The following is a 13,161-nucleotide window of genomic DNA, read 5'->3' on the forward strand; positions in this document are numbered from 1 at the left end:
AGCAACCCAGCTCGCTACACGTTGAACATGAACTCCATCACGTCGCCGTCCTGGACGACGTAGTCCTTGCCCTCCATGCGCAGGCGGCCAGCCTCACGCGCGCCGGCCTCGCCGCCCAGCTCGACGTAGTCCTCGTAGCTGATGGTCTTGGCCTTGATGAAGCCGCGCTCGAAGTCGGAGTGGATCACGCCGGCGGCCTCGGGTGCCTTGGCACCGATGCGGACCGTCCAGGCCTTGACCTCCTTCTCGCCCGCCGTGAAGTAGCTCTGCAGTCCTAGCAGGTGATAGGCGGCCTGTGCCAGGGTCTCGAGCCCGCTGTGCTCCAAGCCCAGGGATTCGAGATACTCGGCCGCCTCTTCGGCGTCGAGCTCGGCGAGCTCCGCCTCGACCTCAGCGCAGATGGGAATGGGCGTCTGGCCGTTGATGGGAGCGGGCACCTCGGAGACCTTGTCCTCGTCGACGTTGGCCACATAGAGCATGGGCTTCATGGTGAGGAGGAAGAGGTCGTGGGCCGCCGCGCGCTCGTCGTCGCTCATGTCGAGCTCGGCCGCACGCTTGCCCTCGTTGAGCCAGTCTTGGAGCCTCTTGGCGATGGCCAGGTTGGGGGCCTTCTCCTTGTCGCGCTTGGCCTCCTTCTCGAGCTTGGGGATGGCGCGCTCGAGCGTGCCGAGGTCCGCCAGGACGAGCTCGGTCTGGATGGTGTCGGCGTCGGAGCCAGGGTCGACGCGCCCGTCCACATGCACCACGTCGGGGTCGGAGAAGTAGCGCACGACCTCGCAGATGGCGTCGGTGTTACGAATATTGGACAGGAACTGGTTGCCCAGCCCCTCTCCCTCGTTTGCGCCCTTCACCAGACCGGCAATGTCCACGAACTCGACCGTCGCCGGAACGATGCGTGCGGGATGCACGATGTCTGCCAGCCTCTGCAAGCGTGCGTCCGGCACGTCCACGATGCCCACGTTGGGGTCGATCGTCGCGAAGGGGTAGTTGGCCGCGAGACCGCCCTTGCGCGTGAGCGCGGTGAACAGGGTCGACTTGCCCACGTTGGGAAGGCCCACGATGCCGATGGAAAGTGCCACGTCCTCAACTCCTATTCCATGCGAGGGACGCCCGCGTCCCCCGCCCTTGCTGGTCTCTAGTCGTCCGCCAGGCGCTCGAGGATGTCGAGGCCGCGCTTGAGCTGCCTCTTGCCCTCCTCCTTGGCCTTCTGGACCTGTTCCCGCTGCTTGGCCGCCGCCCTGGCGCGGCGCTCCGCCTCCTCGTCGCGCACCACGAGCTGTTGCGGGTCGCCCGCCACCATGGTCAGGGCCCCCTCGGGGCACACCTTCGCGCAGGCCCCACAGTTGAGGCAATAGGCTGCCTCAACGGAGAAGCGCCCTCCCGCGTCGAGGTCACAGGCATGCACGGGACAGGCCTTGACGCAGTCCCCGCACATGGTGCAACGGCTTGGATCGCAGCTGGGGACGTCCAGGACGATGGGCCGCGCGAGGCGGGGCCGGCCCTGGAGGGTGGTGAGCAGGGTCTTGCGCTTCTGCGTGAGCACGCGACGTCGGTTGGCCGTGGTCTTGTCGCCCACCATGCGCTCGAGCTCGCGCTGCATGCTGGTGATCTTGCGCGAGTGGTCCTGGATGCGCTGGGCCACCGCCTTGGCACCCAGGAGCGAGGGGTTGCCAGCAAGGAGTGCCGTCTGGCCCGCCTGCACCATGCTGTTCACGAACTGGCCGCGCTTGTAGGCGCGCGTCTGCTCGTGGGTCATTTGTCCCTCGTCGACCTCAAGGCCCACCGAGCCGCCGCTCCACTCCTCGGCCTGCCCGATCTGGTCAACATACGCCGCCTCGCCCGTGGTGGTGCGGCAGCGGTCGCAGATGCCCAGGGGCAGGTAGACGCTCACGTTGTCGAACTCGCTCAGTAGGGCGTGCCAGACCTCGGTAGGCATGACGCCCACGCAGGGCAGCACCACCTCGTTGTCCTTGGGCAGGCGACCGATGGCGCGGGTGCAGGTCACGTAGCATTGTTCGTAGGCGCTGGCCACGCGGACGATCTTGTCATAGAGCTGCTTGGCCATGATTCTCTGGACCAGGAATGCCTCGGTGGGACAGGCCATGGTGCAGAGCCCGCATTTGCGGCAGCTGTCCAGCACCTTTATGGCAGCGCCCTTGATCTGGATGGCATCCACGGGACACACGTCCAGGCAGCGGCTGCAGACGTCATCCCTGCCGGACGAGACGCGCAGGCAGAAGATCGAGTTGACGCGCGGCCGCTCCTTGAACTCGGAGGGGTCGAATTGCCTCACCTTGGACGGGTCGGCGGCAAGTGTGTCGGCGATGCCGCCCAGGGGGTTCGAGACGCTTGCCCAGTCCTGCTGTATGTCGATGAGGTCATCGAGCAGGTCACGCTTCTCGGCCACGTCTAACCTCCCCCTCTAGCTGCGGCGTCCGCCTTTTGCAGTCTGGCATTTTACCACGGCAGAGAGGAGCGCGGCCCTCCCAGCGGAGGCGGCGAGCCAGGCACGGACGGCACGTAACCCGAGGCCAGCGGCTCCTCTCGCCCGTGACCACGTTGAGCCGATAAACTGTTGCTTAGTGGATTGGAGCCGCAGTGATCACCGACAGGGAACGACAGATCCTGGGATGGATACGAGAGAACCCCTCCATCACCCAGAAGGAGCTTGCCGAGAAGGCGCACATCTCGCGCTCGTCGGTGGCCGTGCACGTGTCGAACCTCACACGCAAGGGCGCTATCCTTGGCAGGCGCTACATACTGCAGGAGAGTCCCTACATCGCCGTGGTGGGAGCCGCGTGCATCGACGTCATCGGCTGGCCCGAGCGCGATGCCGATGGCGCGGAGCAGCTCGAAGGCACGGTGCGCAGCGTCGCCAGCGGATCGGCACGCAGCGTGGCACAGTTCCTGGCCCACCTGGACCGCCAGGTGAGGCTCGTGTCCGTCTTTGGCGATGACGCAAACGCCGAGCGACTCATGGATGGCTGCCGACGCGACGGGGTGGACATCAGCGACTCCCTCGTGTCGCGCGGACTCGAGACCGCATCCAACGTCTACATGACCCGTCCCAACGGAACCCGCCGACTCGTCTTGAGGGACGCCAAGGCCTTCGAGCTCCTGACGGCAGACTACCTGGCTGCGCACCTGGACGTGATTGACCGAGCGGCCGTCTGCGTCGTGGACTCCAGCGTCCCGCCCGAGTCGCGCTCCTTCCTCTGGCAGAACGTGCATGCGCCACTCTTCTTCGCGCCCTCCGCCACCGACAGGCGCCAGCCCCTGGAGGACGACCTACAGCGACCCGAGCTCGTCAAGTTGGACGTCAGGCTGCTGGGGGAGGTGCTGGACCGCGAGCTGCGCGACAGGGCATCGATTCGCACGGCGGCGGACGAACTTCTCTCGCGCGGCCCACTCGCGCTGTTCATCCCTTTGGACGAGGGCGGAATGTACTGCGCCAGTCAGTCCGAGCGCGCCTTCCTGCCCTGGGCTGGTGGCCCCATCCCCCAGTCCAACGAGTTTTCGGACGCAATGACCGCAGGCATCGCCTGGGGTTGGGTGCAGGACCTGGGCGTGCGCCGCAGCGCACAAGCAGGCCTGGTGGCGGCATCGGCCTGCGCCAACGCCCGCGGAGCCACGCGCGTCTCGCTCAACGACCGCAGCATGAGGATGCGCCTGGGCATGTCCGTGCGGGAGCCAGGGGAGTAGACACCACCACGGAACGCCAACGGGTTACGTGCCCGAATGGGGCCAATTGCAGGTAACAACGCAGCTGGTGCATCATGAGAGCTCTTCAATCACCGTGGCTAGAAAGTCATGGGGATGGGCTGGAGACGGCATGGTCAACGCATGCGTTCAGGTCTATGCGTGACTCATCCTTCGTCCTACGCTCGAAAACCCTGTATTTCGACAGCGAGCTCGTCGTTGTGAGAACTGACAAATCTCTTGACCTCGTCAAAGCTGGGAATCGAAGTGGAGGCACCTTCACGCGTAACGCTGATGGCACTCGCCCCAGTCGCAAAGCGCAGGCAGTCCCCAAGCTCCCAGCCAAGGTCAATGCCCCGCAGGAAGTAGCCTATGAAGGTGTCACCTGCCGCAGTCGTATCCCTCACTGCAACGTGACAGGAGCCCACGGTGTAGCTCGTCCCGTTTGCAAGCACAACGGCACCTCGCTCCCCAAGGGTCAGCAGCACCTTGAGACTGGGATAGCGACGTGAAAGCGTGGGAAAAATGTCCTCATCTCGCTCGCACTGAGCCACCTGACGTCCTTCGATCTCGTTAATGATCAGCCAGCCAAGATGGCTGAGTTCGCAGCCGAGCACATCGTCGTTCATTGGTGCAGCATTGAGCGCGACGGGTAGTCCTCGGTGATACGCCGCGTCAACAATGTAGGCAAGGAGGTTGACTTCGTTCTGGAGCAGGACCATCCCCTCGCCAAAGGCATCGAGAATTCCATCTATCGTCTTCTCGTTCAACATGCGATTCGCACCGCCAAAGAGAAGAATGCGATTCTGCCCAGAGGGGTCGACCTCGATGATGGCGTGACCGGACTGCCCATCGATTCGTCTCAGGAGTTCGGTATGCACACCAGCCGCAACGAGAGCGTCCACGAGAGCCTGACCGTCATTTCCCACGAGACCGGCATGCCAGAGCTGCGCTCCGGCACGCGCCGCCGCAATTGACTGGTTGAGCCCCTTGCCCCCACAACAGACAGCCATGGAGCTTGCCATGAGTGTCTCACCTGGCTGTACGAAATGGTCGACTTCGTATGTTTTGTCAATGTTGAGCGACCCGATATTTAGGATACGCATCGCATCTGCCTCTTTCGGTGGGTGTTCTGGATGTAACCAAGTACAGGGAACGAACCGCCTATCCCTCAAGGTAGGACATCGCTTTTTTATTTGCCTCATCCGCCAGCGCACGCTCATCGACGCGAGTCAGACGTCCGTCGCGCACGGTCACCTCTCCGTTGACCACAGTGAGGTCAACGGCGCCCTTGAGTCCCACCGTCCCCAGGACAGCCGAGGGGTCAACGCATGCCCCCACGAGCTCGAGCCTGCGACTATCCACAAGAAAGAAGTCGGCACACTTGCCAGGTTCGAGCGATCCTATTTCATCCGCACGACCCAGAACGCGCGCACCACCCATGGTGGCAACCTTGAGCATCTGATATGCACTGGGGGTGACATCGCTCGAGTTCAGTCGGTGTAGGAGGAAGGCGACGCGCAGTTCCTCGAGCAGATTCGATCCATCATTCGAGGCAGAGCCGTCCACCCCCAGTCCAACAGGAATACCCATCTCGAGCATCTCTAGGATACGAGCGACGCCAGATGAGAGCTTCATATTAGAAATGGGGCAATGGCATATACCCGTTCCGGTACGAGCCAAAAGCTGCAGTTCGTCGGCATTGAAGTGAATGCCATGCGCGTACCACACGTCCGGACCTATCCAACCAAGCTCCTCCATGTAGGCCAAAGGACGGATGCCCCTTGATTCCAGCATGTAAGTCTCTTCGTCCTTGGTTTCGCAGAGGTGGGTGTGCAGGCGCACGCCATACTCACGAGCCAGAATGGCACTCTGGCGCAAGAGCTCTGCCGACACCGAGAATGGTGAGCAGGGCGCCAGGGCAACGCGATGCATAGACTGAAAGGATGCGTCATGGTAGCGCTGGATGCACTCGACGCTGTCAGCAAGGATCTGGTCGACATCTTGTACCACGGAATCTGGCGGCAGGCCACCATCCTTCTTAGAGAGGTCCATACTCCCACGCGAGAGATGCATACGCGCACCCACACGTTCGGCAGCTTGGACCTGCGCTCCCATGAGGTCGCCTGCGCCGGCAGGAAAGACGTAGTTGTGGTCAAAGACCGTGGTGCAGCCGTTCTTCATGAGCTCGCCCAAGCCAACCATGGTCGAGAGGCCAATTACGTCCGCGTCGACGTTCTTCCAAATCTCGTACAAGGTACGCAGCCAGTCGAAAAGCTCCATGTTCTGTACCTGGGGAAGGTTTCGCGAGAAGATTTGGTACAGGTGATGGTGGGCATTTACCAGCCCGGGATAGCAAAGCATATCCGTGCCATCAATAACCTCGTCCGCTTCGGGTTCAGCGGGACCAATCGAACGAATGAGGCCATCTTCGCAATAGAGGTTAACTTGCTCGTATACGCTATCCCGAGCGTCGCAGGACACGAGAGTTTCTATGTTACGTACCAGAAGGCGACTCACGACTTCTCCCCTCAGGGCATGCCAAATCGTCGGTCCAACAACCGTAGAGACCTACATGAATGTCGAAAGCAGTTCCTCCGCCGCCCGATCCCCCGCAACTGCAAGACAATGCGTCACGAACGGCGCATCAAAGTGATGCGGGCGCTCGTCTACCACGACCTTGCCGCGGCAGTATTGCCCACCACACTCAATACGAGTTGGCAGTTTCTTCAGGCTCACCAATCCCGGATCGATAGCAACCAAGACCGCCAGGGGATCATGGACAGGACAGTGGTCAAAAGCAAAGTCTTGAGTCCGGTAGTAGCCCAGGTAGTACTCAAGTACCCCATGGAGATAGTCAACAACACGGCGATTTGAGGCGGAACAATGCGCACGTAGGAACTCGAGGCGCTGTCGCGTGATGCGAGTCTTCATGGTGACGTCGAGTCCCACCATGGTCAAATCAAATCCTGCCATGATTACTTGATCGGCCGCTTCAGGATCACCTGCAATGTTTGCCTCCGCGACAGGGCTGGTGTTGCCCGCACCATAAATCACACCACCCATAGAGACAACGTTCTTCACCAGCTTGGGAAGCATGGGCTCCTTCTGCAGCGCCAGAGCGAGATTGGTCATTCGTCCTAGGGTAATAACGGTAAGCTCGCCCGGATTCTCACGTGCCATGCGCACGATGAAGTCGCTCGCAGGCTCATCCAAAGGACACTGCTCCGAGGACGGAAGCTCGACGCCCCCTATGCCGTTTGGTCCATGAACCCGCACGACAGGACCGTCCCAGGTCCCTTCCAGAGGCTGTCCCGCACCTTTGGCAACGGGAATTTCGTAAGACAACTCGGCGAGTTTCAAAAGTCGAAGCACGTTATCGGTTGCCTGGTCAACGCTGGTGTTACCACATCCCGTCGTAATTCCTTCCACGTGAATCTCGGGGCGCCTCAGCGCAAAGAGAATCGCGACGGAGTCGTCAATGCCCGTGTCGCAGTCGATGATTGTCCTGATCATTGAACTTCCTTATTGACGGATTCCAAGCCTTGGAAAGGTTGCCTGGGGGGTCTTTATGCCGAATTGTTCGGGCACCTCGGAACCCGAGGGGTTAAGCGATTCGAGTTAGATAGTGCATGAATTTCCGAATCAATGCCTGCCGTCCCTTTGTTCCGCGTCGAACTTGGCGATGGTCTCGAGAACGACCTCGATTTCATGGTCCCAGCCATTCTCAAGGCCCACGTTGGCCGTCTCATAGATGACATCAGAGCGTACGAGGTTGCCAGAGACTGCCGACACCATGGCACCACGCACGCCACGACGATGGCAGACGGTGTAGATGGCTGATGCCTCCATCTCGACATTGAGGCAACCGTATCCGCTCAACTTCTCAATCCACTCTGGCGTCTCTCCATAGAAGGCGTCATCACTCGCACCGATCCCGTAGTACACGCCACATCCCAGACTGGGCGCCATGTCACGCGCCGTGTCGATGAGGCAGCGGGTCAGGTCGAAGTCAGGCACTGCCGGGAAGGTATCGGGCAGATAGAACTTGGAGGTGCCCTCATTCTTCATCGAGCCGGTTGAGACGATGAGGTCACCAATCTTAAGCTCGGGCTGCAGCGCGCCGGTGCTGCCGATACGAATGAGGCACTTCGCTCCGATGTTGATCAGTTCCTCAGCGGCAATTGATGCGGAGGGGCAGCCCATGCCGGTCGAAGTCACCGAAACGCGTACGCCTTTGTAGGTACCCGTAAAGGAACGATGCTCGCGATTGTTGCCCACCAGCTCGGCGTCATCGAGGTACTTGGCCACACGGTCGCTGCGGGCAGGATCGCCGGGCAGCAGCACATAGTCGCCAATGTCACCAGGTTGAAGGTGGATATGGTATTGACGAGCCCCGAGAGTCTTTGCACTCTTGTCCAACAATTCCATGAGTTTTTCTCCTTGTTCCTTACTTTTCCTGTACCGCTGCCTGTGCCCTGGCATAAGCCTTGTTCTTCTTCTGGATCGAATAGATGGTGAGACCAAGAATCGTGGCCACATAAGGCAGCATCCTAATGAACTGCGAGGGCAGGGCCAACAATTGCAGGGTGTTCGAGATGCTCTCGAAGAATGCGAACAGCATCGACGAGAGAAGCGCACCGATGGGAGTCGACTGTCCCATGGCGGCAGCCGCAAGGGCTATGAATCCGCGCCCGGCGACCATACCCCGAGTGAACATGCTGAGATAGCCCATGGACATGTACATTCCACCCATGCCCGTAAGGAGCCCGCACAGAAGAATCGCAACGTAGCGAGTCCTGCGGACGTTGACTCCCACGGATGCGGCGGCATCAGGGTTCTCCCCGATGGAACGTATGCGCAGGCCCAAGGGCGTGCGGTAAAACAAGAACCAGGTGAGAAACACCGCCAAGAAAGCGACGTAGGTCACGAAGTTATGGCCCGAGACAATGCTGCCCAATATTGGAATTCTATCTATCAACGGGATGTTGATAGTAGGAAAAGAGAAGCTGAGCAAAGAGGAGCTCGTGCCTTTCTCGCCCGTAAGCGTGAAGAGGGCCATGACTGTCGCCCCAGCCGCGAAGGTGTTTATCGCCGTACCACAGAGGGTCGCGTCCGCTTCCATGTTGAGATGGAAGTAGGCAAAAATCAGACTAACCAGAAGTGCCACTCCAAGGCCACAGGCGACTCCTGCCAGAAGGCCCCCGCCATAGGCACCGCCTATTACGCCTGCCAAGGCGGAGAGCAGCATGATGCCCTCGAGACCAAGGTTGACGACACCCGCCTGGTTGCAGATGCAACCGCCAAGCGAGGCAAGTAGAATTGGCGTGACGACGCGAATCCACATGTACACGAACTCGGCGCTGAAGATGTTTGCAAGAACCGTAGACATCGTCCTGCCCCCTAAGCCTCGACAGAGGCGCTAACGGCAGCGGCCTCGGCCTGTTCCTTCTCGGCGGCACGTACGACCAGCTTCTGGCGCCAACGCTGGAGAAGGGCTCCCGAAACTATGAGCATCATGATGACGCCTTGGATAATCTGCGCAACGTCGTTACTCACGTCGCTGTTCATGGCCATGATGTTTGCACCCGTGTTGATATAGGAGAAGAAGCAGGCGCTAAGCGGAATCAGGAGTGGGTTATCCTTTGCCAGCAGAGCAACGACGATGCCCGTCCAACCAAAACCGGGAGATGTGGTCCATTTGAAGCGGTTGTACATGCCCAAAAGCTCGACGCCGCCACCCATGCCTGCGATGGTTCCAGCAATAACCTGCGCGCCCACCATGACGCCCGTTTCCTTGATTCCGGCATAGTGCGAAAAGGAAGGGTTGCTGCCCGTCAACCTAAGCTGATACCCAAAGCGTGAGCGGTTGGTAAGGACCCAGCAGCCCACGCAGAGGAGCAAGGCCAGGATGACACCCAGATGGATGTTGGTGCCAGGGACGATCTTGGGAAGGAGACTCGTCGGAGCCAGTTCCCATGAGGCGAGCGAGGAACTCGAGGTCTCCTTGAAGTGGTACGTCACGAGGTAGATGACGAAGAACTCGCACACGTAGTTGAGCATGATCGAGGTGACAACCTCACTGACATCCCAGGTCTTCTTGAGAATGGCAGGGATAAACGCAATGAATGCCCCAGCGAGTGCAGCACCAAGGAGCGCAACGAGGGCATGCAGCCCCGTGGGCATGGGGACGGCGAGTGAGGTAGACATTGCCACTCCGGTCCCTATGAAGAATGAGCCCTCCGAAATCATCGAGAATTGTCCCGCCTTGAAAATCAGCATGACCGCCATGGCGGTGAATGTCAGGGGGCAAGCCCCCTCGACGATGTTGCCGATACGACGCATCGAGAGGAACGGTCCCACAAAGAAGTTGTAGAGAGCGTTCAATGGGTCGTCGCTCACCGAGAAGATAATCGCTGCAATCACAGCGAGCGTAATCGCCATGATAAGTAGGAGTTTTACGGCATCTACCAAGAGATTGATCTGCTTGTTGTTCATGCGCACACCCCTGCAATCTCTTCGTCAGCCTGTCTGTCGATTCCCAACATGTACCTGCCCAAGTCCTCTTCGGTCACTTCGGAAGTGTCTGCAAAGTACGCCGCTATACCACCGTCGCAGAGAACGATTAGGCGATCGGAGAGACCAAGGAGCTCATTGAGGTCGGATGAGACGAGGAGTACGCACTTCCCCTGGTCTCGCAGGTTGCGAAGCTCCTGCCTGATGAACTCAGAGGCGCCGACATCTACGCCGCGCGTAGGTTGATCGGCAATAACAAGCTCTGGGTTGCTCGAGAGCTCACGGGCAAGAACGACCTTCTGGATATTGCCGCCCGAAAGACTTGATATGGGCTGATCTGGTGACTTACAGACGACCTGGTAACGTTCAACCATGTCAGCGCCATATTCTTGGATGCTTTTCTTGTCGAGGAGGCCAACCTTACCCACGAAACGGTCGCGGTAGCTCTTGTCTGCCATGAGATTGTCAGTGATTGAAAGGTCACCCGCCATGCCCATGGTCATACGGTCTTCGGGAATGTAGCTCACACCCAGTTCGCGCACTTGCCTGATGGACATCCCGGAAACCTCCTTGCCCAAGACCCTGACGGATCCTTGGAAACGCGAAAGATTCCCACTGATGATGTCCACGAGCTCTGCCTGTCCGTTGCCCTCAACGCCGGCCACGCCCAGAACCTCATTGCGCCTGGCGCGGAGTGAGATGCCGTTCAACCGTTGCTTTCCGTAATGATTCCAGTACGAAAGCCCCTCGACGTCCAAAACCACGTCACCCGGCGTTGTCGGAGTCCTGTCCATGTGAAGGACGACGTCACGACCAACCATCAGCCGCGAAATCTCGCGTTCGCTCACGTCCCTTACGTCATAGACACCCATGGTGCGACCGTGACGGATGATCGTGATGCGGTCGCAGAGCTCGCGCACCTCGTTTAGCTTATGTGAAATGAAAATGACCGTATATCCGTCATCACGTAGGTTCTTGAGTTCTATGAAGAGCTCCTGGGTCTCCTGTGGGGTAAGTACGGCAGTAGGCTCGTCCAGGATTAGGATCTTTGCACCATGGAGCAAGGCCTTCAGGATCTCGACCTTCTGCTTCTGGCCAACTGACAGATCGTATACCGGGGCATCCAGCGGAACTCCAAGATGGTATTTCTCAGACACCTCCTTCGCCTGAGCCTTTGCGGTCTTTCGATCGAGCATGACACCGCGGCGTGGCTCCTGGCCCAACACCATGTTTTCAACTACCGAAAGCGAGGGAACCAACATGAAGTGCTGGTGAACCATGCCGATACCCAGGCTGATCGCCTCGGCAGAAGACGAAATAACCTTCTTCTCGCCGTTCACATATATGTCTCCACGCGTGGGCTGCTCGATGCCGAAGAGCATCTTCATGAGTGTCGACTTGCCCGCTCCATTTTCGCCCGACAGGGCATGAATCTCACCCTTCATAACTGAGAAATTGATATCACTATTTGCGATGACACCATTTGGATACACCTTGGTGATGTTCTCCATACGCAAAGCCTCTTCGCCGTGCATAGATGCCCTCCCTCAACCGTCAAGTCGTGCGGTCGGACTGCGGTCGTATAATCCGACCGCACAGGTGCTCAACGGCTATCCATCTGTCCGCGAAACGTATTGGCACGCGCCGCTGCTCGCATGCGCCGTCACCAATGGCATCCTCGGGCGACTTTCGCCCCTCTTTTCTACAAGAGGACCTACGACGGACCGGAAGCTACGCCTTTGCGCCATCACGCATCTTGGTGAGCTCCTCAGTGTCCATGTCGAACGCGCTCTTGGGCTTGATTTCACCGGACGCTATCTTCTGCGTAACCTCGTCGACCTTCTTTCGCGTGTCCTCGCTCACAAGCTTCTGATAGTTGTCGTTGTCCGCCAGCCCAATGGCGCCGTACGCAACATCCATGTTGACGGGCGTGCCCACCTTGAGGCTGCCATCCCAAAGACCTGTGGCAGACTTGATGGTGGCCTCATCCAAACGCTTGAGGGAAGAGGTCAGGACGTGCTGAACCAGATCGGGCTGGCTGTCAATGAGCTCGCTGTAGATGTCGGTGTCACAGCCGATGAGAGCCTTACCGGTATTGCTGGAAGCTGTGACGGCGCCCATGATGCTCTGCGATGCGGGAGCATAGACGACCTCGGCACCCTGGTTATAGAGCTGGGTGGTCATCTCGAGGCAGGTTGCGACGTCCTCGAAGGAGCCAACGTATGAGGTATTAACCTTAATCGACTCATCGACGTTCTTGACGCCCTCGATATAGCCAACGAGGAAGTCGTTGATGCCTTGGGCATCCATTGACCCGATGAAGCCAGCCACCTTGTTGTCAGGGAAGTTCTCGAGGATGTAGTTGCCCGCGACGGTGCCGGCCAGGAATCCCGCCTCATTGCCCGGGAAGGAAACGCCCAGGATGTTGGGTACGGTCGAGGCGACGTCCAGCAGGACGTAGCTCTTATCGGGATAGTCGGGAGCAACCCCTTCGAGAACCTCTCGCATCGAGAAGGTCGAACAGACGATCAGATCCCAATCCTGGTCAGACACGTCCCTAAGCGTAGCCTCGTAGGTAGTCTCGTCACGACCCATTTCGACAATCTTGGTCTCGCAGCCATAATCACTCGCGAGAGTGTTGATGCCCCTGGCAGTCGAGTCGTAGAAGCCCTTGTCGCCAAGGTTGCCGCTCACCAAGAAGATCACTTTCTTGCCCTTGGCGCCATCGGACGAGGAACCGTCCTTGGCAGGGGCGACATCAGAATCGGATCCACCCTTACTGCAACCAGCAAGAACGAGAGCACTAACGGTACCGAGGCTGACGGTGACGAACGAACGACGATCCAGCATTATTCCTCCTAAGTACAAAGCCCTTTACTGGCAACGCTGGGGATGCGACCGCACCCCCACCACACCGTACGGACCGCCTGTAAAAGCGCGGGACAA

11 protein-coding genes are annotated in these 13,161 nt (G+C 59.3%); 1 reads left to right on the plus strand and 10 read right to left on the minus strand.

Going from position 1 to position 13,161, the window contains the following annotated elements:
• Positions 1-14: 14 nt before the first annotated feature.
• The gene (gene ychF, locus Q5923_RS06270; protein WP_303132895.1) at positions 15-1,079 is read right to left on the minus strand and encodes a redox-regulated ATPase YchF; all 1,065 of its coding nucleotides are present in this window, start codon (positions 1,077-1,079) and stop codon (positions 15-17) included.
• A 56-nt stretch (positions 1,080-1,135) separates the two neighbouring features.
• Entirely contained in the window at positions 1,136-2,407 is a 1,272-nt protein-coding gene (locus Q5923_RS06275; RefSeq protein WP_303132896.1) for a 4Fe-4S binding protein, read from the minus strand.
• Between the two features lie 191 nt (positions 2,408-2,598).
• On the opposite strand from Q5923_RS06275, the gene Q5923_RS06280 reads away from it, so the two are divergent.
• Entirely contained in the window at positions 2,599-3,702 is a 1,104-nt protein-coding gene (locus Q5923_RS06280; RefSeq protein ID WP_303132898.1) for a PfkB family carbohydrate kinase, read from the plus strand.
• 176 nt (positions 3,703-3,878) lie between these two features.
• Here Q5923_RS06280 and Q5923_RS06285 read toward each other — a convergent pair whose 3' ends face one another.
• The 8 genes from Q5923_RS06285 to Q5923_RS06320 form a co-directional block, all read right to left on the minus strand.
• Positions 3,879-4,922, minus strand: coding sequence for a ribokinase (locus tag Q5923_RS06285; RefSeq protein ID WP_368501952.1), 1,044 nt, complete (start codon positions 4,920-4,922; stop codon positions 3,879-3,881).
• Entirely contained in the window at positions 4,864-6,219 is a 1,356-nt protein-coding gene (locus Q5923_RS06290) for an 8-oxoguanine deaminase (RefSeq protein ID WP_303132900.1), read from the minus strand. Before Q5923_RS06290 ends, Q5923_RS06285 begins: the two co-directional genes overlap by 59 nt.
• 51 nt (positions 6,220-6,270) lie before the next feature.
• A complete protein-coding gene (locus Q5923_RS06295) occupies positions 6,271-7,215 on the minus strand; it encodes a nucleoside hydrolase (protein ID WP_072499984.1) in 945 nt (314 codons plus the stop codon).
• 129 nt (positions 7,216-7,344) lie between these two features.
• Positions 7,345-8,130 carry a nucleoside phosphorylase gene (locus tag Q5923_RS06300; protein ID WP_303132901.1) on the minus strand — a complete coding sequence of 262 codons (786 nt, stop codon included), beginning with the start codon at positions 8,128-8,130 and terminating at the stop codon, positions 7,345-7,347.
• Between the two features lie 19 nt (positions 8,131-8,149).
• Positions 8,150-9,091, minus strand: coding sequence for an ABC transporter permease (locus Q5923_RS06305; RefSeq protein WP_072499986.1), 942 nt, complete (start codon positions 9,089-9,091; stop codon positions 8,150-8,152).
• A gap of 11 nt (positions 9,092-9,102) precedes the next feature.
• Positions 9,103-10,197 carry an ABC transporter permease gene (locus tag Q5923_RS06310; RefSeq protein ID WP_303132904.1) on the minus strand — a complete coding sequence of 365 codons (1,095 nt, stop codon included), beginning with the start codon at positions 10,195-10,197 and terminating at the stop codon, positions 9,103-9,105.
• The gene (locus Q5923_RS06315; protein WP_303132905.1) at positions 10,194-11,726 is read right to left on the minus strand and encodes an ABC transporter ATP-binding protein; all 1,533 of its coding nucleotides are present in this window, start codon (positions 11,724-11,726) and stop codon (positions 10,194-10,196) included. The genes Q5923_RS06310 and Q5923_RS06315 overlap by 4 nt, the downstream gene beginning before the upstream one ends.
• A 220-nt stretch (positions 11,727-11,946) precedes the next feature.
• A complete protein-coding gene (locus Q5923_RS06320; protein WP_303132907.1) occupies positions 11,947-13,065 on the minus strand; it encodes a BMP family ABC transporter substrate-binding protein in 1,119 nt (372 codons plus the stop codon).
• Positions 13,066-13,161 lie beyond the last annotated feature (96 nt).

It is taken from the genome of uncultured Olsenella sp., from assembly GCF_959602185.1.
Taxonomy (GTDB): domain Bacteria; phylum Actinomycetota; class Coriobacteriia; order Coriobacteriales; family Atopobiaceae; genus Olsenella_I; species Olsenella_I phocaeensis.

Bases quoted from the DNA above. Each gene is read 5' to 3' on its own strand.
- Q5923_RS06285 (WP_368501952.1), bottom strand. From the start codon at position 4,922: ATGAGCGTGCGCTGGCGGATGAGGCAAATAAAAAAGCGATGTCCTACC.
- Q5923_RS06295 (WP_072499984.1), bottom strand. From the start codon at position 7,215: ATGATCAGGACAATCATCGACTGCGACACGGGCATTGACGACTCCGTC.
- Q5923_RS06300 (WP_303132901.1), bottom strand. From the start codon at position 8,130: ATGGAATTGTTGGACAAGAGTGCAAAGACTCTCGGGGCTCGTCAATAC.
- Q5923_RS06305 (WP_072499986.1), bottom strand. From the start codon at position 9,091: ATGTCTACGGTTCTTGCAAACATCTTCAGCGCCGAGTTCGTGTACATG.
- Q5923_RS06310 (WP_303132904.1), bottom strand. From the start codon at position 10,197: ATGAACAACAAGCAGATCAATCTCTTGGTAGATGCCGTAAAACTCCTA.
- Q5923_RS06315 (WP_303132905.1), bottom strand. From the start codon at position 11,726: ATGGAGAACATCACCAAGGTGTATCCAAATGGTGTCATCGCAAATAGT.
- Q5923_RS06320 (WP_303132907.1), bottom strand. From the start codon at position 13,065: ATGCTGGATCGTCGTTCGTTCGTCACCGTCAGCCTCGGTACCGTTAGT.